Raw genomic sequence first — 20628 nt, 5'->3', positions numbered from 1 at the left:
ACGAGTGGTCCGCAGACCAGCACGCAGCAGCGCAGTAACGGGCTCGTCAGCGGCATCACGTCGAGCGTCGGCGGGGCCGTACGGGGCGTCTCGAGCGGCGTCGGCCAGGTGCTCGACACTGCGGTCACTCCAGTCCGGACTGTGGTCGCACCCCCGGTGCCGGCTCCGGCCGCACCCGCTCCCGCAGCGCCCGCTCCGGCCGCTCCCGCCCCGGCCGCACCCGCTCCCGCAGCGCCCGCTCCGGCCGCGCCCGCGGTGCCGGTCGCCGCCAGTCCCGCGCCGAGCCACCCGGCCCCAGCCCAGCACGCCCCGGCCCCGGCGCCGAGCACTCCGGCCCACACTGCTCCAGCGCCGAGCGCGCCGGACGACAGCGCATCGGAGGCACACGCCCCGGCGACGCCGAGCACGACCACCACCGGCACCCGCCCGACCACGTCAGTCACCGACGGCGTCGTGGGTGAATCCTCCCGTCCGATCACCGACACCGTCGATGCGGTCCTCAGCCCGGTAACCGGCACCGCCGCCACCGTCCTCCACCCCGTGACCAACACCACCGCCACCGTCCTTCACCCCGTCACCGGGGCGGTCGGAACGGTCGCAGGCGGCGGCCCGGTCACTGCAGTGGTCAACACCGTCGACCGGGTGGTCGGGAGCCTCCCGGTCGTCGCTCCACTCCTCGGCGACGACACGCTTGGCGGCATCACCGCCCCAGTCACCGCTGTCGTCGACGACGCGCTCGACTCCGTCGGCGGCATCGTCACGCAGGTTCCCGGCGTCGTCGCCCAGATCCCCGCCATCGTCGACGAAGTTCCGGACGTCGTCGGCGAGCTGCCCACCGGTCCGGTCCTGCCCGGCGGGCCGCTCCTGCCGGGAGGCTCGCTCCCCGGCGTCGACGTCCCCTCGCTCCCGACGGTTCCCGGCTCCGGCATTGATCCGGTCTCAGCGCCCACGCCCGTCGCGACAACGGCCCCGGTCGGGAACCGCACGCCGGCCCGCTCTGCGCACGGCAGCACCGGCGGCGCCGTAGCCGACGCCCCCACCGCGCAGGTTACAAACGGCACTATGTCGGCCCGTGGCACCACCGACACCCGCGCCGTCGTCCTCGGTCACGTCGCCTCCGGCACAGCGGCCACTGCGCCCATCACCACCGACACCCCCGCCGCGATCATCGTGGACGGTGCGGCGCTCGTCCTCCCGCTCGGTGGCGCACCGGTGCACACGCCCTTCGACGGCGGCACCGCCGGCACCACGGGCGGCAGCACCTCCGCCGGTGGCTCCGCGGGCGCGAACGTCCTCGGCACCGTCGGTGCCGAAGCGCAGACCTCTCCCCTCGCCGCGGGTCTCCGCGGCCCGGTCTCCGACGAAGCCGTCCCGGCTTCGCTCGTCGGCGACCACGACGTCGCTCCCGATTGAGATCGGCGCACCTGCCCGTCATGGCAGGACGCGCCATCGGCCGCAGCATGCGGTCGACCACCCATCTCGATCAGGAGTGAACGACCATGAACAAGAACGTCTCCCGAGGGCTCTTCTTCGCCCTCTGCGTGAGCGGGCTGACCTTCGGTGGAGCCGTCGCGGCGAACGCGGCGACGACCACCGGCGAGGACGGCACCGTCTCCGGAACCCAGGTCGCGCCGACCGTCGACGCGCCCGTCTCCGTCACCCGCAACGCCTTCGGCATCGTCAGCGACGCGGTATCCACCGCTGCCGCACCGGCAGCTCCGGCTCCGGCTCCGGCTCCGGCGGCACCTGCGCCCGCGGCACCGGCGCCTGCGGAACCAGCACCCGCAGCACCGGCACCTGCTCCCACCACGAGCGGGGCCGACGGCATCGCGTCCGGCACGCAGGTCGTGCCCGACGTCAGCGCTCCCGTCACGGTGACCGGCAACGCCGTCGGTGTCCTCGGGGACGCGGTGGCCGCACCGGCCCCCGCTGCTCCGGCTCCCGTTGCTCCGGCTCCGTCTCCGGCGCCGGCCACCCCTGCCTCTGCTCCGGCAGCAACCGCACCCACCACGTCCGGTGAGGACGGGCTGCTCTCCGGCACCCAGGTCGCCGGCGCGGTCGACGTGCCGGTCACGGCGACCGGCAACGCCGTCGGGGTCCTCGGTGACGCTGCCGCCACCGGTTCGACCTCCGGGTCGGCTCCGGCCGCTCCGGCAGATCCGGCCGGTGACACCACGAGCGGCTCGACCTCCGGGGAGGACGGTGCGCTCTCGGGCACCCAGGTCCTGCCGGACATCACGGTCCCCGTCACGGTCTCAGGCAACGGGATCGGAGTGCTCGGAGACGGATCGGCCACCGGGACCTCCGCGGCCCCGGCTGCTCCGACCGGTGGTTCCCCGACCGGCTCGACCTCCGGGTCGGACGGGCTCATCTCCGGCACGCAGTTGCTCGGTACCGTCTCGGTCCCGATCACGGTGACGGGCAACGGTGTCGGTGTCCTCGGCGACGGATCGAGCTCGGCCACGGGCTCGACCCCGACGGCCGGCACGGGTACGACGCCGGCTGCCGGTGGTACGACGTCCGGTGAGGACGGCATCGGCTCCGGCACCCAGGTGTCACCGGTGGTCTCGGTCCCGGTGACGGTCGGTGGCAACGGGATCGGCGTCATCGGTGACGGCACGAGCACCGGGGGCGGCACGACCGGTTCGGCCCCGACGGCCGGCACGGGTACGACGCCGGCTGCCGGTGGTACCACGTCCGGTGAGGACGGCATCGGCTCCGGCACGCAGGTGTCGCCCGTGGTGAACGTCCCGGTCACCGTCGGTGGCAATGGCATCGGCATCTTCGGAGACGGCACCAGCACCGGCGGCACCACGACCGGCACGGCCCCCACCACCGGCACCGCCCCGACGGCCGGTGGCACGACCTCGGGCGAAGACGGCATCGGCTCCGGCACCCAGGTCACCCCGGTGGCCTCGATCCCAGTCACGATCGGTGGCAACGGGATCGGCATCGTCGGAGACGGCACCAGCACCGGCGGCACCACCACCGGCACGACCCCCACCACCGGTACGGGCACCGCTCCGGCGGCCGGTGGCACCACCTCCGGCGAGGACGGCATCGGCTCCGGCACCCAGGTCACCCCGGTGGTCTCGATCCCGGTGACGGCCGGCGGCAACGGCGTCGGTGTCATCGGTGACGGATCGGCCTCGGGCACGACCCCTACGACCGGCACTGCTCCGGCGGCTGGCGGTACGACGTCGGGTGAGGACGGCATCGGCTCCGGCACGCAGGTCTCGCCGGTGGTCTCGATCCCGGTGACGGTCGGTGGCAACGGCATCGGCATCTTCGGAGACGGCACCAGCACCGGCGGCACCACGACCACCCCCACCACCGGTACGGGCACTGCTCCGGCTACCGGTGGCACGACCTCGGGCGAGGACGGCATCGGCTCCGGCACCCAAGTCACCCCGGTCGTCTCGGTCCCGGTGACGGTCGGTGGCAACGGCATCGGTGTCGTCGGTGACGGCACCAGCACCGGTGGCACCGCCACCGGTACCACCCCCACGACCGGCACCGCCCCGGCCGCTGGTGGCACCACCTCGGGTGATGGCGGTGTCGGCTCCGGGACGCAGATCATCCCCGTCGTGAACATCCCGATCACGGTCGGTGACAACGGCATCGGCATCATCGGAGACGGCACCACGACCCCGGCCACCGGCACCACGCCCGGAACCACGCCGGGTACCGACCCCGGCACCACCCCGGGTACCGACCCCGGCACCACCCCGGGTACCGACCCCGGAACCACCCCGGGTACCGACCCCGGCACCACGCCCGGCACCATCCCGGGCTCGACGCCGAACACCGGGACCACTCCCGGTGACACGGGCAACACCCCCGACACCGGTACGACCCCGGTCGTAGACACCATCCCGAACACCGGCACCACGCCGCTCGTCGACACCGACACAGCCCCGGTCGTTACGGCAGACGTAGTCCGGTCAACCCCGACCCTCGTGTCCTCCGCTCCGGCAGCAGCTGCAGCGACCGGGGCAGAGGCGACGGCGAACACCGCCGGCACCCTCGCCTACACGGGCGCGGGCAACCCGGCGTCCCCGGCGCTGGCAGCGGTCCTGCTGCTGCTCGCCGGACTCGGGACACTGACCCTGCGACGCCGTCACTGAAGGGCAACCATAGAGGACAGGGTGCGGAGCACCGGGAGACCGGTGCTTCGCACCCGCCTGCCCGAACGGGACAGCGCGACCACCGGCCTCGAGAAGTTTGAGGCGCCTTTGGGGGCAGCGAGAAACGTGCGCTGGCCTCAAAGGGTGACGGCACCGGCTCAGTCAGTTGAGTGCTACTCCTCCGTATGAGCCGGAGATACGCCGATAATGTATGTTATGTCAGAGGTGGTCCCAGGTAATGAGGGCGGGCTTGCTTTCCACGCCGCCTGGCCACTCCCCTTTCTCGCCCGCGGCCGCCAACGAAAGCGGAGACGTGTTCACAGCCTCCGGCGAGTACGGCAACCGGCAGGAGCTCGAATCCACCGTTGACGGGGAGATGCGTATCGCACCACTGTTGTCGCCCTGGCTGCGGATGACGACACTGATCTGCCGTCGATGGGACGGTCGACTGCAGTCGCGGGGTCAGGGTGTTCCTGTCCCCGCCGCTCACACTGACTGGATACCGCCTCAACGTCTGCCCTCGCGTCGAGGTCAGCGCCCAACCGCGTACCCCTGCGCTCCCCGCGAGTTCGCGGCAGCGCCGACGATGCCGGTCGCGGGGTCACGGGTGACGCAGGACAGGCGACCCAGGCTCCAGTCGCCGGCGCGCGTGACGACGTGACCACGGGCCTCCAGGCCGGCGATGACGGTGTCGCCCAGCCGGTCCTCGACGACGAGACCCGCCGGCTCCCAGGTGCGCGGCCAGAACGAGCCGGGGAACGAGGTCGTGTGCAGCGCCGGGGCGTCGATCGCCTGCTGCGGGGAGTACCCGCCGACGATCCACCGGAGCAGGAACAGCAGCTGCCACTGGTCCTGTTGGTCCCCACCGGGGGAGCCGAGCGCGGCGACCGGGAGGCCGTCACGGAGGACCAGCGTCGGCGTGAGCGTCGTGCGCGGGCGCTCGCCGGGACGCAGCGTCGACGCCGTGCCCTCCTCGAGCCATGTCATCTGCAGGCGTGTGCCCAGGCAGAAGCCGAGTTCCGGGATCGTCGGTGAGGACTGCAACCAGCCGCCGGACGGGGTCGCGCTGACCATGTTGCCCCAGCGGTCGACGACGTCGATGTGGCAGGTGTCGCCGCGGGTCACACCGTCCGGGGCGACGGACGGTTCTCCGCGGTCCTCGACGGGGACGGCTCGCTCCTCGGCACGCCGGACGCGGACGGTCGGCTCGCCGACACCCTGACCGGTCACCGCGCCAGCCGCCGCCGCCTCGGCCTCGGTGCGGACCGGGGGCAGCGCGTGCGCGACACCGGCGACCGAGCCCGGGCGGAGCTCGGCGGAGGCGCGGTCGCCGATGAGCGCACGACGCTCGTCCGCGTACGCGTCCGAGAGCAGCACGTCGAGGGGGACGTCGCCGTCGCCGTAGAACGCCTCGCGGTCGGCGAGCGCGAGCTTCTGCGCCTCGACGACGGTGTGCGCGCCGAGCGCGGTCGACGGGTCCAGCAGGGCGTCGTCGAGCGGCTCGAGCAGGCGGAGGGTCTGCAGGAGCGCCGGCCCCTGACCCCAGGCGCCGGTCTTCGCGATCGTGCAGCCGCGGAAGTCCGTCGTCGTCGCGGGTTCGTACGAGGCCCGGAACGACGCCATGTCCGACGCGCGGAGCACGCCGGCGTGGTCCGTGCCCGAGGAGTGCCGGTGCGGCCGGCGTGCGGCACGGTCGACGGCCTGGGCCACGGCGCCCTCGGCCCACTCGGTCCGGGCGGCGTCGATGCGGGCGGTCCGGCTGCCGGCACCCGCGCCGGCGGCGACGAGTCGGTCGAACACGGCGGCGAGCGGCTCGTTGCGCAGGAGGTCCCCGGCGACCGGCACCGCTCCGTCCGGCAGCCACTGCGCGGCGGAGGTGGGCCAGTGGGCGCGGAACAGGTCCTGCACGGCGCCGATCGTGCGGACGACGGCGGGCGCCACCGGGTGGCCGTCGCGGGCGTAGCCGACGGCGGGCGCGAGGACGTCGGCGAGCTCCCACGTGCCGTGGTCGCGGAGGAGGAGGAGCCACGCGTCCACCGCGCCGGGGACGGCCGCGGCGAGGGCCCCCGAGCCCGGGACGAGGTCGAGCCCCTCCGCGCGGTAGTGCTCCGGCGTCGCACCGGCCGGCGCCGGCCCCTGCCCGACGAGCACGACGGGAGCGGGGTCGGCCGCCGTGGCGAACACCGCGGTGAGGTCGCCACCGGGACCGTTCAGGTGTGGCTCGACGACGTGCAGGACGAAGGCACCGGCCACGGCTGCGTCGAAGGCGTTGCCGCCCCGTTCGAGGACGGACTGTGCGGTCGCGGTGGCGGTCCAGTGCGTCGACGCCGCCATCCCGAAGGTGCCCTGCAGGTCGGGTCGGGTGGGATGCGCTGCGGGCGGGGCGAAGGCGGGGTTCGGCGTCGGCATGGACCCATCCTGCGCGCTCGCGGCGCTGCCGGCCTCGACCGCGGAGCGCACGGGACACGCCGCGTGTCCCCGGAACTGGGGTTCACCTCCGGCGCCGCAGGTCTTGTGTGGCCCTGCCGGAGAAGCGACCATCGTTCGGCGGCGGGTGTCAGGCGCGCCGCAGCACGGTCACGCAGGGGCGTGGCCGCCGTCACGACCGTCTCCCCGGTCCTGTGCAAGGGAATCATGCGCTCCACCTCCTCTTCGTCCCGTCCCGGTCGGCGAACGGTCCGCGCGCTGCTCGCCGCGGTCCTCGCGGTCGCAGCGGTCGGCACCGGTCTCGTCGGCACCGGTCTCGTCGGCACCGCAGAACCGGCCGCTGCTGCGACCGCGGTCTGGAAGGGCACCGTGCCGGCCGGCACCACGCTCCGGCCCGGCGACTCCGTCACGTCCCCGAACGGCCAGTTCCGGCTCGTCATGCAGGGCGACGGCAACCTGGTCGAGTACGGCATCGCGAACGCGGTGATCTGGGCCTCGGGCACGGACGCTCCCGGCGCCGTGGCGGTGATCGGCAAGAACCGCGCGGTCGACCTCGTGCGCGGCAGCACCCGCATCGCCCGGTGGGCGCAGGGCGGGACGGGCCAGTCGACGTCGTTCGAGGTCCGTGGTGACGGCACGATGGCGCTCCTCGTCGGCACCACGGCGATCGTGAACTGGAACGGGTACCAGGACCGGGTGCCGGCCGGCTCGACGATCCTGCCCGGGACGACCCTCCGCTCCGGGCCGACGAACGCGAACACCCTCACGATGATGGCCAACGGCGTCTTCGTCCAGCGCAACGCCGGCAAGAACGTCTGGCTGACGAACACCGTCAAGCAGTACGGCGCGACCGCCGCGGTGCAGCAGGACGGCAACCTCGTCGTCTACTCCAAGGAGGGCAAGGCGCTGTGGGCCTCCAACACGAGCCGCAAGGGCGGCGGTGCGCTCCTGGTCCAGGTGGACGGGAACGTCGTGCTCTACGGGAAGGACGACAGCCGGAGCTGGTCGACGCGTCGCGTGACCGGGCTCGCCTGGCCGGTCGTCGGCACGACGATCACCGGCCGGTTCGGCGACGACCGGGGCGCGGGCCACAACCCGCGCTACCACCAGGGCGCCGACGCCCCCGTGCGGGTGGGCACCCCCGTGTACGGCTCGGGGACCGGCACCGTGACCACCGTGGTGAAGGGCCACGCTGCCTACGGCAACTACGTCGTCGTCACCTACGGCATGACGTCCGTGCTCTCCGCGCACCTCAGCACCATCGCCGTGAAGAAGGGGCAGGTCGTCCAGATGGGCACGAGGATCGCGGCGTCGGGCAACACCGGGCAGTCGACGGGGCCCCACCTCCACGTCGAGGTACGGCAGGGCAACACGCTGGTCGACCCGCTGAAGGTGCTCAAGTTCCGCTGACCGTCGCGCCCGTAGGCTGACGGGGATGCGTCTCCGTCCCGTCGCCCTCCTCCCGGCGGTGCCCGCGTGACCGGCACCGCCGAGGACGTCATCGCGGCGTTCGCCCGCACCGCCGGTGACGTCGCAGCCGCGCGACGGATCGCGCGGCAGTACGGCGACCTCGACCCCGCGGAGCGGTCGGCGCTGCTCTGGAGCGAGGACCCGGGTGCCCGATCGGTCGCGGTCGTCCTCCTCGTGCAGGCCGCACGCGACCGGGCCGACCCGGACCTGACGGACGAGTACCTGTCGGCACTCCGCGCAGAACGCCTCGACGACCCGCTCCTGGTCGACATCGCGGCGGAGCAGCTCGTCGGGGTCCCGCTGCTCGGCGGGTCGACCGGGCCGTTGTTCGCCCTCGCCAAGTCCGACGTCGCGCTGGTCCGTCGCGCCGCCGTCGTCGCGACCCTGGCGTTCGTGAAGCAGGGCGACGCGGACGTGGCGCTCGCCGTGGTCGGACGACTCGTGCGTGAACGGGGCGACACCGTGCAGTCCGCCCTGGGCTGGGTGCTGCGCGAGACGGGCAAGCGAGCGTCGGAGCCCGGCCTCGTGGCGTTCCTCGAACGGCAGGGGCGCTTCCTCGGCCGGTCCGCGCTGGAGACGGCCACCGAGCACCTGCCGCCGGCCGAACGCGACCGACTCCGCACCCCCCGCTGACGACACCGCCCTTCCGCGGACAGCACCGGACGGCGGGACCCGCCGTCCGACAGGATGGACACCTCGACGACGGGAGACCAGACGTGCACGAACACGGCGGTGTGCTGGGGACCTTCACCCTCATCACCCTCACGGTGGCCGGGGCGCTCTACGTCACCGGCGCGGTCGGGCAACGGCGTCGCGGCGACGAGGCGTGGCCCCACCTGCGGACCGTGTCCTGGATCGTCGGGCTGCTCGCGGTCGCGTCGGTGCTGGTCGGTCCCCTCGGGCACGCCGGCAACCACGACCTGGTCACGCACGTCCTCGGTCACGTCGTGATCGGGATGGTGGCCCCCCTGCTGCTGGTGCTCGGTGCCCCCGTCACCCTCGCCCGACGCACGCTCGACCCCGTGCCGGCGAAGCGCCTCGGACGGCTGGTCGGGGGCTGGCCGACCCGGGCCCTCGCGTTCCCCGTCGTCGCCGGCGTGCTCGACCTCGGGTCCGTCTGGCTCCTGTACACCGGCCCCGTCGCGGGTGACTCGACGCGAGACCCCGCCCTGCACTCCGTCGTGATGCTCTGGTTCCTGGTGGTGGGTCTGCTGCTGACCGGGTCGGTCCTCGGTCTCGCTCCGGGCCGCCTGCCGACGGAGGCGCTCCGCGGCGCGCTGCTCCTCGCCGCCGTCGTCGTGCCCGGCGTCGTCGCGGTCGTGATGTCCCGACAGGGCGTCCCCGGTCTGGCGGACGACCCCACGGTGCAGCCCGCCGCCGCTGCGCTCGCGGTCGGGGCGGTCCTGACGGCACTCGCGCTCGCCGCGGTCGTCGTGCTGCCGCGGGTCCGCGCGCGCCGGGCGGACCCGGTCGCCACCGTCTGACGCGCGGTCCGGTCGGTGCGCCCGCCGGACCTCGCTGGGAGGCCGCCACACGCCGGAGCGTAGCCATGACGGGAACGCGGGTCGCGCCTCCCGGCGGGCCCACCGCCCACGGAAGGACCGCACATGCGCGCACTCACCTGGCAGGGCACCGAGAAGGTGTCCGTCGAGACCGTCCCCGACCCGACCATCCAGGAACCGACCGACGCGATCGTCCGGATCACCTCCACCGCCATCTGCGGCTCCGACCTGCACCTGTACCGCGTCCTCGGCCCGTACATCGACAAGGGTGACGTCCTCGGCCACGAGCCGATGGGCATCGTCGAGGAGGTCGGCTCCGCCGTCACGAACCTCGAGGTCGGCGACCGGGTCGTCATCCCGTTCAACATCTCCTGCGGCCACTGCTACATGTGTGAGCGCGGGCTGCAGTCGCAGTGCGAGACCACCCAGGTGACCGAGTACGGCAGCGGCGCGTCCCTGTTCGGCTACACGAAGATGTACGGCCAGGTCCCCGGCGGCCAGGCCGAGTACCTCCGCGTGCCGCACGCCGACTACGGCCCGATCAAGGTGCCGCACACCGGCGCGGACGAGCAGTGGCTGTTCATGAGCGACATCATCCCGACCGCCTGGCAGGCCGTGCAGTACGCCGACGTCCCCGAAGGCGGCACGCTCGCGGTGCTCGGCCTCGGTCCGGTCGGCCAGTTCGCCGCCCGCATCGGCAAGCACCTGGGCTACCGCGTGCTCGCCGTCGAGCCGGAGCAGGTGCGTCGCGACCTCGCCGCGAAGTACGACATCGAGACGTTCGACCTGTCGAAGGACCTCGTCGCCGAGCTCGTGGACCTGACCGACGGCCGCGGCCCGGACGCCGTCGTCGACGGCGTCGGCATGGAGGCGCACGGCAACCCCGCCGCTGGGTTCGCCCAGCGCGCCGCCGGCCTGCTGCCCGACAAGCTCGCGCAGAAGGCCATCGAGACCGCGGGCGTCGACCGCCTCGACGCCGTGCACACCGCGATCGACCTGGTCCGCCGTGGCGGCACCGTCTCGCTGAGCGGCGTCTACGGGGGCATGGCCGACCCGATGCCGATGATGACGCTGTTCGACAAGCAGATCACGATCCGCGAGGGACAGTGCAACGTCCGCCGCTGGGTCGACGACCTCATGCCGCTCGTCGAGGACCCGTCCGACCCGCTCGGCACGCTCGACCTGACGACGCACAAGGTCTCGCTCGAGGACGCGCCGCACATGTACGAGGTCTTCCAGAAGAAGGAGGACGGCTGCATCAAGGTCGTCCTCGACCCGGCGCTGCCCGCGGGCTCCTCGGCCGCGGCATGACCAGGGTCGTCATCGTCGGCGCGACCGGGAACGTCGGGAGCGCGCTGCTCCGACGCTTCCGGGACGCCGGCGCCGACCTGGTCGGGGTCGCCCGACGGCTGCCCGACCTGCGCGCCCGGCCCTACGACGCGGCGCTCTGGCACACGGTCGACGTCGGCGCGTCCGACGCCGTGGACCGGCTGACCGCCGTGTTCCGTGGCGCGGACGCCGTGGTCCACCTCGCCTGGGCGCTGCAACCGACGCACGACATCCCGGCCCAGCACCGCACCGACGTCACCGGGACCGCGAACGTGCTCGCCGCCGTCGCAGCGGCCGGGGTGCCGCAGGTCGTCGTCGCCTCGTCGGTCGGCGCCTACCGCGGGGTGGACGTGGCCGGCAAGCGCACCCCGGTGGACGAGACCTGGCCCGCCGACGGCATCCCGACCGCCACGTACTCGGTGCACAAGGCGGAGAACGAGCGGGCGATGGACGTGTTCGAACGCGAGCACCCGGACGTGGTGGTCACCCGGATGCGCCCGGGACTGGTGTTCCAGCGTGACGCTGCCGCGGAGATCCGGGGGCTGTTCCTCGGTCACCTCGTGCCGATGCGCGCCGTCCGGTGGCTGCGGTTCGCCGTGCTGCCCCTGCCGTACCCGTTCGTGTTCCAGGCGGTGCACGCCGACGACCTCGCCGACGCCTTCTGGCGCGCGATCGACCGGCAGGCCGGTGGCGCGTTCAACGTCGCCGCCGCGCCCGTGCTCACCCCGCCGCGGATGGCCCGGGTGCTCGGGATGCTCGGCGCGGTCCGCGTGCCCCTGTGGCTCGTGCGCGGGTTCGTGACGCTGACCTGGAGGCTGCGCCTCCAGCCGACGGACGCCGGCTGGGTCGACATCGCGGCCGGTGTGCCGGTGATGCGGACCGACCGTGCGCGCGAGGTCCTCGGGTGGGAGGCCCGGCACAGTGCCGAGGACGCCATGCGTGACCTGGTGGCCGGGTTCGCGGACGGCCACGGCGTGCCGGAGACGCCGCCGCTGCGCGGCTGAGGTCGGCGACGCGACCGCGGTCCGCTGGACGAGCGGCCTGGTCGGGGTCCCGGGCCGTGCTCGGTGCTCGGTGCCGGGCCGTCGGCGGCGTGCCGCGAGCGGCGGCCAGCCCGACCCCTGGTCAGCCCGACCCGTGGTCAGCCCGCCCCGTGGTCAGCGGGACGGTCCGGCCGACCCCGGGTCGGGTGCCGCGGTCGCCGCCTGCTCGTACAGGCCCGTCGCCAGGTCGTTGAGGACCGCGTGCAGGTCACCGCGGTGCCGTGTGTCGACGGCGCGGAGCATCGCGGCGTAGCGACGGCGGTAGTCCGCGACGACCTCCTCGCCCGCCGGCCGGAGGCGCAGCAGTGACCCGCGGCGGTCGGACGGGTTCGGCGTGCGGTCGAGCAGTCCCGCTGCTGCCAGCCGGTCGATCATGTTCGTCACCGCGCCGGAGGTCAGGCCGAGGAAGCCCGCGACCTCGGTCGGTGTGGAGTACCCGGTGTCGCTGACGAGGACCAGCGCGCGCAGGCCGCTCTCGTGCACGCCGGCGCGGGCGCTCAACTGTCCGACGAGGCTCGCGTTCGCGCGGACGACCGCGTCGAACGCGGCCATCAGGTCGGTCGCGCCGTCCTGGTCCTGTCCCGTTCCCACCTGGCCTCCGTCCCTCCCTCGTTGCGGCAGAGTACCGGGCCGTCACGTCCGCGCCGGACGCAGTGCGCCTCCCGTCGCGGGCTGCCCCCCGCTCTGGGGGCGGTGGCGGCCTTCCGTGTGGTTCAACCGGTGACTATCTTGATCATCAAGCAATCACGACACCGAACGGTTGCACCCCCACACCACTGACCGAACGAACATCGAGGTACCCCGTGTCCAACCCGCTCCGCACCTCCCCGCTGAAGCGCCTCCGCTTCGCCCCCGTTGCGCTCCTCGCGGGCATCTTCGCGGCCGTGCTCCTGTCCCTGTCGCTCACCGGCACCCTCTCCGGGTTCGCCGCGAGCATCACGAACAGCAGCAACACCGCCGCCAGCGGCACGCTGATCATGCAGGAGCAGAACGCCAACGCGTCGGTCACCTGTCTCAGCACCGACGGCGGCTCGGTCTCCACCAACTCCGCGACCTGCTCGACCATCAACAAGTTCGGTGGCAGCACGACGATGACCCCGGGCAACACGGTCAACACCCCGATCACCATCAAGAACACGGGCACCGCCGCCGCGAACACCTTCACGCTGACCCCCGGCGCGACCTGCACGCAGACGGCGAACGGCACGTCGAACGGCACCGCGACCGACCTCTGCGCGAAGATGAACCTCGTCATCACCTCGGGCTCCACCACGGTCTTCTCCGGCACCCTCGCCAGCTTCAAGGGCGCCGCCGCGATCTCGCTGCCCACCGCTCCCGCCGCCGGTACGAGCGTCCCCTTCAACTTCGCGGTCACGCTCGACTCCTCGGCCGGCAACACCTACCAGGGCCTCGCCGCCTCGGTCCCGATGACCTGGACCTTCACGGCCTGATCCGCCCTGCCCAGACCGGCGACGCTCGACCGACCCCCCTACGGTCGAGCGTCGCCATCACCCGTGACCACGACCTCCCAGGACGGAGCAGCACATGAGCCAGACCTCGGCCATCCCGCTCAGCGGGACACTGCCGCGGCCGCTCCTCCGCGGGCGGACGTTCAGCCGCTCCGAGTCCGTCCTCGCCTGGTCCGTCGCCGTCGTCGCCGCGGTCCTGTTGACCGCAGCCGTGCTCTTCCTCGGCAACGGCGGCCGCTGGTTCGTCGTCGAGACGCCGTCGATGGGTGAGACCGCCCCGGTCGGCACGCTCGTGCTCGACATGCCGGTCCAGGCATCGTCGCTCCGCGTCGGCGACATCGTCTCGTACAGCGTCGCCGCGAACCCGGGCGTCGTGTACACCCACCGCATCATCGAGATCGACCCCGACGGCGGCATCCGCGCCCGCGGCGACGTGAACGGTGCGGCCGATCCGTGGACGCTGACCCAGGACGACCTGGTCGGCGCCCCGGTCCTGCTCGTCCCGCACCTGGGCTGGCTCTTCAAGGCCACCCCGGTCCTCCTGGTCGGGACACTCCTCATCTGGGGTCTGACCAGCGCCTTCACCGACCGGGTCACCCGGAGCAGCCTGCGCATCGCCGGCGGCGCACTCACGGTCTCGTACGCCGCCTTCCTGCTGAAGCCCTTCGTCAACGTCACGACGATCTCGAACAGCACGTCACCCGGCTCCGTCGAGGCGACCGTCGTCTCCTCCGGCGTCTTCCCCGTCCGCGTCGACGCGGTCGGGGGGAACGCCGTGCACCTCGTCGACGGCGAGGTGGGGCGCGTGACCATCACCGAGCTCAACCGCCACGGTCACTACCAGCTCATGTCGAGCATCGACCTCGACCCGGTCGGCTGGGCACTGCTCGTCGCGGCGTGCCTGGTCCCGCTCGTCCTCTGCCTGGTGGTCGGACGTGTCGAGACGGTGCGGCCCTCGTGAACCCCGGTCGTCTCCGCGACGGCAAGGTCGTCGCGCTGCTGCTGGTCGTCGCCCTCGCCGTCGTCCTGCTCCTCAACCAGTTCGCCCCGACCCGTTCCGCCTTCACCGCGAAGGTGACGAACGGGTCGAACTCCGCCGGCACCGCGGCGTCGAACACCTGCACCGGCGCGGTCGGCTTCGACGCCACCGCCAGCAATGCCCTCTTCGCGTACAAGCTGACCGAGCCGTCGGGCTCGACGACCGCGGCCGACTTCTCCGGCAGGGGCGCGAACGGCACCTACCAGGGCGGGATGGTCGCCAGCACGCCGAGCCCGATCGCCTGCCCCCGTGACGCCGGCAGCGCCTGGCTCCTCGACGGGGCGTCCGACTTCGTCTCCACCCCCGCGGCGCAGCGGAACCCCGTGACGTTCAGCGAGGAGGTCTGGTTCCGCACCTCGGTGGCGGGCGGCCTGCTCATCGGGTTCGGTGGCAGCCAGGTCACCGTCTCCGGCCAGCACGACCGGCAGATCTACCTCAACACGAACGGACAGCTCGTGTTCGGCGCCTACAACGGAGCCACGCAGGTGGTGACCTCGCCGAAGTCCTACAACGACGGCGTGTGGCACCACGTCGTCTCCACGATGTCCGCCACGACCGGCATGCGGCTGTACGTCGACGGTGCGCTCGTCGCCTCGAACGCGAACTACACGACGCCGGAGAACTACACCGGCTACTGGCGGATCGGGTACGACACGATCTCCGGCTGGCCCGGAGCGCCGGCGAACCCGTACTTCACGGGTTCCATGCGCTTCGCCGCGGTGTACAACTCCGTGCTCACCGCGGCGCAGGTGAGCAGCCACTACGCCGCCGGGCGCTGACGCCGGGCCCTGAGGCTGGGCGCTGACGCCGGGCCCTGACGCCAGGCGCTGACGCCGGGCTGGGTCGTGGGTCGGAGCTGCCGGACGCGGGCCGGGAAGGCGGTGGATGCGGGCCGGAGGCGGCCGACGGGGGTCGGAGCTGGCCGACGCGTGCCGGGAGAGCTGGCTGACGCGTGCCGGAAGAGCTGGCCGACGCCGACAGGAAGAGCTGGCCGACGCCGGCCTGAGCTGGCCGATGCAGGCCGGGAGAGCTGCCCGACGCCTGCCTGAGCTGGCCGACGCGGGCCGGAAGAGCCCACCGCCGCCGGTCGGGAACCGGCCCGGTCGGTCAGCGGGCGCAGGAGGTGCGGCCGAGTCCGAACAGCCGGATCGTGGTGATCCGCACGGTGGACGGCGACGTGGCCGTCCACGTGTCGGTGAGGTCGGTGCGCACGCTGACGGTCGACGTCTTCCAGACGAAGAAGTCCGACGCGCCCAGCGTGACGTCCCGCTCGCCCGCACCGGTGCTGATCCCGCTCGCGGCCCCGTCGACCAGGACGGTGAAGCGTTCGGGTGCGACCCCGGAGTAGGTCCATCCCACGTCGACCGCGGCGTTACCGACGTTCGTGCAGGTGAGCCCGGTCACCGGGGTGGCGACCGCGGTGGTGATCGAACTGGCCCCGGTGGTCGTGGTCGCTGCGAAGGCAGCGGCCGCCGCGGGTGCGGGCAGTGCGACCCCGACGACGGCACACACCGTCGCCGCGACCACGACGGCCCGGGCGCGGGGGCGGCGCGGACGTGCGGCACGGTGACGGCCGTGGTGCGGGAGCCGGTCGGTCGGGTCGTCGGTGCGGGTGCGCACGGCGGGCACCACGGCGAACCCGGCGAGCACGACGATCCCGGCGGCCAGTGCGACGAGGGGCACGGTCCGGTGCTCTGCGGCCCAGACGACCGGGAGCCCGACGAGCGGGACACGCAGGTACCCGACCCCGACGACCGAGGACCGCGCGACGGCGGTCGAGTCCGCCTCCGGGTTCGCGTCGCCCTTCGTGACGAGCTCGCCGCGGGCGTCCACGTCGTGGAGGCGGTGCAGGCGCAGCACGCCGGCGTGGTCGGGGTCCGGGAAGAGCAGCACCTGACCCGCGCGGAGGTCGTGGGCCGGGACCGGCTTGCTCACGACGACGTCACCGGGCAGCAGGGTGGGCTGCATGGAGCCCGTCATCACGGTGGTGGTGTGCCACCCGAGTGCGAGCGGAGCGATGCCCCAGAACGCGACGCCCACGAGTGCCGCGATGACGCCACGAGCGGCGAGCACGACCGTGAACCGGAGCCACGACGACGAGCGCATGCCGATCCTCCTGTCCGGTGGGCGTGCGATGGTGGGCAGGGACTAGAGGTTCTGGGCTTCCCAGGTGAAGCCGAGGCTGGCGGTGGCGCCCATGAGGGTCGCGGGTGCGTCGGGGGAGACGGTGTACGTGATCTGGAAGGTCCGCGTCTCGGGCTTCGTGCCCGCGGTCTTCCACGTCCCGAGGCCGGACGCGTAGTCCTTCCGGGTCGACACGAAGGACGCGAGCGAGCCGTCGTAGAGGGTGCCGTCGGTCCCGGTCGCCGCCGTGAACCCGTCGCAGGTGCCGTAGCCGCCGCCGGTGCCCTGCTTGACCTGCAGGGTCACGGACGAGGCCAGGGCCTTGGTCTGGGTGACGTCCTTCGCGTACATGCGGACGGCGCTCGGCAGGCTGCCGCTCGAGGTCACCGCGATGCAGTTCGTGCCGGTGGACCCGGGCTTGAGGTTCGACGCGGAGAACAGCGCGCCGTTCGAGGCGTCGTTCGTCAACGCGACCGTACCCATCGACCAGTTGTCGGCACCGTCGGACGAGGTCGCCGAGAAAGCCGAGTAGCTCGCCGTGGAGACGGCGACGCCGGCGGCGAGCAGCGCGGCGGGGATCACGGCGAAGGTGCCGAGGCGAGCGAGGGTGCGGGTAGGGCGACGCATTTCCGGGTTCCATCCTGATCATGTCACCTCGATTTTCGAGGCATCTGCGACTATACGCCTCGATTTTCGAGTTTGTCAATCTCCGTGATGAACGGATGTCGACTAGGGTTGCCTCGTGACCGCACCTCCTCGGCGCCCCTCGACCGCCGACTTCGACCGTCTCCTCGACGAGGCCGTGGCGACCTTCTACGGCGCACAGGTCGAGCACGCGCACCTCATGCAGCACCTCGCCGTCCGGCACGGCCTGAACCCGGTCGACCTCCGCGCGCTGCAGTTCCTCGGTGCGGTCGACGACGACCGCACGCCGAAGGAGCTCGGCGGGTACCTCGAGATGGGGACGGGGGCCGTGACCGCGCTCCTCGACCGGCTCACCCGGCAGGGGCTCCTCGACCGCGTCCGGAACCCCGATGACCGGCGCAGCGTCCGGATCGAGCTCACGCTCGACGGGGTCGCGGTCCTCGGGTCCGTGCGGGCCGCGTACCGCCAGGTGCTCGAGGACGCGGTGGCGCCGGAGTCCTTCGAGCTGTTCATCGACTTCACCGGACGGATGGCCGACGCGATCCGCGCGGCCGCCCGAACGGACGACCCCGACTGCTGACGCCCCGTGCCTGACGCGCCGAGGCGCGTCCGCGGGAGTCGGCCGTGGACGGCAGACTGGGCTGCATGGCACGGAAGTCCGGCGTCGCGGCGCCCCGCATCTCCCTGACCGAGCCGGCGGACCTCGAGCCGTGGACGCCCGGTGTCGGGGACGTCCTCACCGGTGACCGGATCGACGGCAAGCGCATCGACGTGCTCGACCTGGTGGGGGAGCGCCTGCCCGACCTCGAGCTCGAGGAGTGCGTGGTCGGGACCCTCCGCGCCGACGGCACCGACCTGCGCGGGTTCCGCATCCGGGACACCGTCGTCGAGGTGCTCGACGCCCCCGTGCTCCGCGCCCAGAGCGGCGCGTGGCGCGAAGTGCGGATCGCCGGCGGGCGGATCGGGTCGGCCGAACTGTACGACAGCTCGTTCAGCGCGGTGGAGTTCGTCGGCATGAAGCTCGGGTTCGTGAACCTCCGCGCCTCGGTCCTCACCGACGTGGTGTTCCGCGACTGCGTCATCGACGAGGTCGACATCGCGGACGCCCGGCTGCAGCGCGTGGCCTTCCCGGGCAGCACGATCCGGGAGGTCGCGGGGGCGAACACCCGCATCGAGGACGTCGACCTCCGCGGCGCCGACCTCGACCGGGTGGAGCGGCTCGACGGGCTGCGCGGTGCGACGATCGGCGGCGAGCAGCTGGTCACGCTCGCGCCGCTGCTCGCCGCACAGGCCGGGTACCGGGTCGAGTGACGGCCACCGAGGCGTCCGCCCCGACACTGCTGCTGCCTCCCGACCTGCTCGGCCGGTGGGACCTGCACCGGACGGTGCACGACCGCCTCGCCGGGGTGACGGGCACGGTGACCGGCTCCACCGAGATGACGGCCGAGGACGACGGGTCCGTGCGCTGGTGCGAGGCGGGGACGATGGTCCTCGGCACCACCGAGACGCCGGTGTGGCGCACCCTGTCCGTCCGTCGCGGCACCGGTGACCGGTGGTCCGTGCACTTCGCCGACGGCCGGCCGTTCCACGACTGGGCGTGGGGCGACCGTGTCGAGCACGCCTGTGCGCCGGACGACTACTCGGGCCTCCTCACCGGGACGCCCGAGCGGTGGCGGGTCCGGTGGGAGGCCCGTGGTCCGGCCAAGGACCTGGTGCTCGACAGCGTGCTGACGCCGACACGGTGACGCCGCCGCAGCCGCGCAGCAGCAGTCACGCGGCCGCAGCCACGCGCCCGGACCGATCAGCGCAGCAGCGCCGCCGCCACGTCCGCCTGCAGCAGGTCCCCGTGCACCGCGGCCCCGGTCTGCGTACCCGCTGCCGCCGAGCCGATGACCGTCAGCATCGCGTTCGCCGCGTTGCCGGCCGCGTAGACGCCGGGGACGTCGGTCTTCCCGAGCGCGTCGACGGCCAGGACCCGGCCGAACCGGGTCCCGTTGGCCTCCTGGTCCACCGGCGTCAGTCCGAGCCCCGCGGCCCAGTCGACCCGGGCCTCGACACGACTCGCGGCCGCCAGAGCGTCGAGTCCGACGACGGACCCGTCCGGCAGCTCCACGCCGCTGAGCCGGTCGCCGTCGGGCAGCACTCGCGCGACCGGGGAGTGGATGACCGTGATCCCCCGTGCAGCGAAACCGGCGAGGACGGTGTCCTCGACGGCGCCGGGATCGGCCACGAAGGCCGTCACGTCCTCGCTGAGGGCCCGGAACATCTGCACTTGGTGCGCTCCGGCCGGGGTCGTCACCAGGACGCCGATCCGTCGGTCGCGGACCTCCCACCCGTGGCAGAACGGGCAGTGCACGACCCCGCGGCCCCACTGCTCGGCCAGTCCGGGGACGTCCGGTAGCAGGTCGACGCCACCGCCGGCGATGACCACGCGGCGTGCTGCGACGACCTCGCTGCTGTCCAGGGTGAGCCGGAACCCGACCGGGTCGTCGTCGGTGACGGGCGTGGCGGACGCGGCCACGATCCTCCCGTCCGTGACGGTGACGCCGTAGCGGGCCACCTCCTCTCGGCCGACGCGGACGAGGTCGAGGGGTGCGGTGCCCTCCTGGCCCAGGTAGTTGTGGACGCCCTCGGCGGGGGCGTTGCGCGGCTCGCCCGCGTCGACGACGAGCACGGAGCGGCGCGAGCGCCCCAGGATGAGCGCTGCGGACAGGCCGGCGGCACCGCCGCCGACGACGATGACGTCATGTGGTTCGGACATGGGGGGATCCTCCGCCGAGCGGATGGTCGGTGGCAAGCTCCGTTGCCGGCATGGCAACATGGGGGCATGGCACACGCACGGGAGGCCCGCCCCACGGAGCCGACGACGGCCGACGTCGTGGACGCGGTCGGCCCACGGCTCCGGGCGCTCCGCACGCGACGGGGCACCACCCTCGCCGCACTCGCGGAGCGCACCGGCATCTCGGTGAGCACCCTGTCCCGGCTGGAGTCCGGCCAGCGGAAGCCGACGCTCGAACTGCTGCTGCCGCTCGCCCGCGCGTACCAGGTGCCGCTCGACGACCTCGTCGGGGCACCGGCGACCGGGGACCCCCGGGTGCACCTCAAGCCCGAGCGGCACGGTCGCCGCGTCGTCATCCCGCTGACGAAGCGGACCGGGGGCGTGCGCTCGTTCAAGCAGCTCATCGAGCCGCACGACCACGGCTCGGACACGACGTTGAAGACCCACGAGGGCTACGAGTGGCTCTACGTGCTGTCCGGACGGCTCCGACTGGCGCTCGGTGACGAGGTGTTCGACCTCGGCCCGGGCGAGGTCGTCGAGTTCGACACCCACACCCCGCACTGGGTCGGCAACGTGACCGACCAGGTCACCGAGGTGCTCTGCCTGTACGGGCCGCAGGGGGAGCGGGCGCACGTCCGGTCCAGCCCGCGGGCGGACTGAGGGCACGGTCGCCG

The 20628-nt window shown here is 73.2% G+C and carries 19 protein-coding genes; 14 read left to right on the top strand and 5 right to left on the bottom strand.

Features of this window, described 5'->3' with window-relative positions; translation table 11 throughout:
- Positions 1–540 precede the first annotated feature (540 nt).
- Both DEI91_RS16080 and DEI91_RS16075 read left to right on the top strand, forming a co-directional pair.
- Positions 541–1413, top strand: coding sequence for a hypothetical protein (locus DEI91_RS16080; protein ID WP_181439394.1), 873 nt, complete (start codon positions 541–543; stop codon positions 1411–1413).
- An 86-nt stretch (positions 1414–1499) separates the two neighbouring features.
- Positions 1500–4127: a cell wall anchor protein gene (locus DEI91_RS16075; protein ID WP_181439393.1), complete on the top strand. Its 2628-nt coding sequence runs from the start codon at positions 1500–1502 to the stop codon at positions 4125–4127.
- A gap of 531 nt (positions 4128–4658) precedes the next feature.
- On the opposite strand, the gene DEI91_RS00150 is transcribed toward DEI91_RS16075, so the two are convergent.
- Positions 4659–6536 (bottom strand): gamma-glutamyltransferase family protein, encoded by a 1878-nt coding sequence (locus DEI91_RS00150; RefSeq protein ID WP_111050843.1) that lies wholly within the window; start codon positions 6534–6536, stop codon positions 4659–4661.
- A 225-nt stretch (positions 6537–6761) separates the two neighbouring features.
- On the opposite strand from DEI91_RS00150, the gene DEI91_RS00145 reads away from it, so the two are divergent.
- The 5 genes from DEI91_RS00145 (at position 6762) to DEI91_RS00125 (ending at position 11859) form a co-directional block, all read left to right on the top strand.
- Positions 6762–7964, top strand: coding sequence for a peptidoglycan DD-metalloendopeptidase family protein (locus tag DEI91_RS00145; RefSeq protein ID WP_181439392.1), 1203 nt, complete (start codon positions 6762–6764; stop codon positions 7962–7964).
- Positions 7965–8030: 66 nt separating this feature from the next.
- On the top strand, positions 8031–8657 hold the full coding sequence (locus DEI91_RS00140; RefSeq protein WP_111050395.1) for a DNA alkylation repair protein: 627 nt from the start codon (positions 8031–8033) through the stop codon (positions 8655–8657).
- Positions 8658–8740: 83 nt separating this feature from the next.
- Complete coding sequence (locus tag DEI91_RS00135; protein WP_181439391.1) at positions 8741–9508, top strand: cytochrome c oxidase assembly protein; 768 nt, start codon at positions 8741–8743, stop codon at positions 9506–9508.
- Between the two features lie 123 nt (positions 9509–9631).
- The gene (locus DEI91_RS00130; protein ID WP_111050393.1) at positions 9632–10837 is read left to right on the top strand and encodes a zinc-dependent alcohol dehydrogenase; all 1206 of its coding nucleotides are present in this window, start codon (positions 9632–9634) and stop codon (positions 10835–10837) included.
- Entirely contained in the window at positions 10834–11859 is a 1026-nt protein-coding gene (locus tag DEI91_RS00125; protein WP_111050392.1) for an NAD-dependent epimerase/dehydratase family protein, read from the top strand. Before DEI91_RS00130 ends, DEI91_RS00125 begins: the two co-directional genes overlap by 4 nt.
- A 153-nt stretch (positions 11860–12012) precedes the next feature.
- On the opposite strand, the gene DEI91_RS00120 is transcribed toward DEI91_RS00125, so the two are convergent.
- Positions 12013–12489 (bottom strand): MarR family transcriptional regulator, encoded by a 477-nt coding sequence (locus DEI91_RS00120; protein ID WP_309148032.1) that lies wholly within the window; start codon positions 12487–12489, stop codon positions 12013–12015.
- Positions 12490–12701: 212 nt separating this feature from the next.
- Between DEI91_RS00120 and DEI91_RS00115 the strand changes: the two genes are divergently transcribed.
- From DEI91_RS00115 to DEI91_RS00105, 3 genes are all read left to right on the top strand, one after another.
- The gene (locus DEI91_RS00115) at positions 12702–13349 is read left to right on the top strand and encodes a hypothetical protein (protein ID WP_111050391.1); all 648 of its coding nucleotides are present in this window, start codon (positions 12702–12704) and stop codon (positions 13347–13349) included.
- Between the two features lie 94 nt (positions 13350–13443).
- Positions 13444–14328, top strand: a complete 885-nt coding sequence (locus DEI91_RS00110; RefSeq protein WP_111050390.1) for a S26 family signal peptidase — start codon at positions 13444–13446, stop codon at positions 14326–14328.
- Positions 14325–15185: a LamG domain-containing protein gene (locus DEI91_RS00105; RefSeq protein WP_111050389.1), complete on the top strand. Its 861-nt coding sequence runs from the start codon at positions 14325–14327 to the stop codon at positions 15183–15185. Before DEI91_RS00110 ends, DEI91_RS00105 begins: the two co-directional genes overlap by 4 nt.
- A 328-nt stretch (positions 15186–15513) precedes the next feature.
- Here DEI91_RS00105 and DEI91_RS00100 read toward each other — a convergent pair whose 3' ends face one another.
- Complete coding sequence (locus DEI91_RS00100) at positions 15514–16512, bottom strand: signal peptidase I (protein WP_111050388.1); 999 nt, start codon at positions 16510–16512, stop codon at positions 15514–15516.
- Between the two features lie 42 nt (positions 16513–16554).
- The gene (locus DEI91_RS00095; protein WP_111050387.1) at positions 16555–17157 is read right to left on the bottom strand and encodes a hypothetical protein; all 603 of its coding nucleotides are present in this window, start codon (positions 17155–17157) and stop codon (positions 16555–16557) included.
- A gap of 115 nt (positions 17158–17272) precedes the next feature.
- Between DEI91_RS00095 and DEI91_RS00090 the strand changes: the two genes are divergently transcribed.
- The 3 genes from DEI91_RS00090 to DEI91_RS00080 all read left to right on the top strand — a co-directional run bounded on the left by DEI91_RS00090 (position 17273) and on the right by DEI91_RS00080 (position 18920).
- Positions 17273–17755 carry a MarR family winged helix-turn-helix transcriptional regulator gene (locus tag DEI91_RS00090; RefSeq protein WP_258374229.1) on the top strand — a complete coding sequence of 161 codons (483 nt, stop codon included), beginning with the start codon at positions 17273–17275 and terminating at the stop codon, positions 17753–17755.
- Between the two features lie 65 nt (positions 17756–17820).
- On the top strand, positions 17821–18486 hold the full coding sequence (locus tag DEI91_RS00085; RefSeq protein ID WP_111050386.1) for a pentapeptide repeat-containing protein: 666 nt from the start codon (positions 17821–17823) through the stop codon (positions 18484–18486).
- The gene (locus DEI91_RS00080) at positions 18483–18920 is read left to right on the top strand and encodes a DUF6314 family protein (protein WP_111050385.1); all 438 of its coding nucleotides are present in this window, start codon (positions 18483–18485) and stop codon (positions 18918–18920) included. Before DEI91_RS00085 ends, DEI91_RS00080 begins: the two co-directional genes overlap by 4 nt.
- 56 nt (positions 18921–18976) lie before the next feature.
- Here the strand turns inward: DEI91_RS00080 and DEI91_RS00075 are convergent, their stop codons facing one another.
- On the bottom strand, positions 18977–19936 hold the full coding sequence (locus DEI91_RS00075; RefSeq protein ID WP_111050383.1) for an NAD(P)/FAD-dependent oxidoreductase: 960 nt from the start codon (positions 19934–19936) through the stop codon (positions 18977–18979).
- Between the two features lie 66 nt (positions 19937–20002).
- Here DEI91_RS00075 and DEI91_RS00070 point away from each other — a divergent pair, with 66 nt between their 5' ends.
- A complete protein-coding gene (locus tag DEI91_RS00070) occupies positions 20003–20614 on the top strand; it encodes a helix-turn-helix domain-containing protein (protein WP_111050381.1) in 612 nt (203 codons plus the stop codon).
- The last annotated feature ends 14 nt before the right edge of the window (positions 20615–20628 follow it).

The organism is Curtobacterium sp. MCBD17_032 (genome assembly GCF_003234855.1).
Classification (GTDB): Bacteria; Actinomycetota; Actinomycetes; order Actinomycetales; family Microbacteriaceae; genus Curtobacterium.
The sequence above is the reverse complement of the archived record's forward strand: the minus strand, read 5'-3'. Positions and strand labels throughout refer to the sequence as shown.

Coding starts and splice junctions, on each gene's coding strand:
- DEI91_RS00100 (WP_111050388.1), bottom strand. CDS start 16,512: ATGCGCTCGTCGTCGTGGCTCCGGTTCACGGTCGTGCTCGCCGCTCGT.
- DEI91_RS00110 (WP_111050390.1), top strand. CDS start 13,444: ATGAGCCAGACCTCGGCCATCCCGCTCAGCGGGACACTGCCGCGGCCG.
- DEI91_RS00125 (WP_111050392.1), top strand. CDS start 10,834: ATGACCAGGGTCGTCATCGTCGGCGCGACCGGGAACGTCGGGAGCGCG.
- DEI91_RS16075 (WP_181439393.1), top strand. CDS start 1,500: ATGAACAAGAACGTCTCCCGAGGGCTCTTCTTCGCCCTCTGCGTGAGC.
- DEI91_RS00075 (WP_111050383.1), bottom strand. CDS start 19,936: ATGTCCGAACCACATGACGTCATCGTCGTCGGCGGCGGTGCCGCCGGC.
- DEI91_RS00095 (WP_111050387.1), bottom strand. CDS start 17,157: ATGCGTCGCCCTACCCGCACCCTCGCTCGCCTCGGCACCTTCGCCGTG.
- DEI91_RS00145 (WP_181439392.1), top strand. CDS start 6,762: ATGCGCTCCACCTCCTCTTCGTCCCGTCCCGGTCGGCGAACGGTCCGC.
- DEI91_RS00130 (WP_111050393.1), top strand. CDS start 9,632: ATGCGCGCACTCACCTGGCAGGGCACCGAGAAGGTGTCCGTCGAGACC.
- DEI91_RS00150 (WP_111050843.1), bottom strand. CDS start 6,536: ATGCCGACGCCGAACCCCGCCTTCGCCCCGCCCGCAGCGCATCCCACC.
- DEI91_RS00085 (WP_111050386.1), top strand. CDS start 17,821: ATGGCACGGAAGTCCGGCGTCGCGGCGCCCCGCATCTCCCTGACCGAG.
- DEI91_RS00070 (WP_111050381.1), top strand. CDS start 20,003: ATGGCACACGCACGGGAGGCCCGCCCCACGGAGCCGACGACGGCCGAC.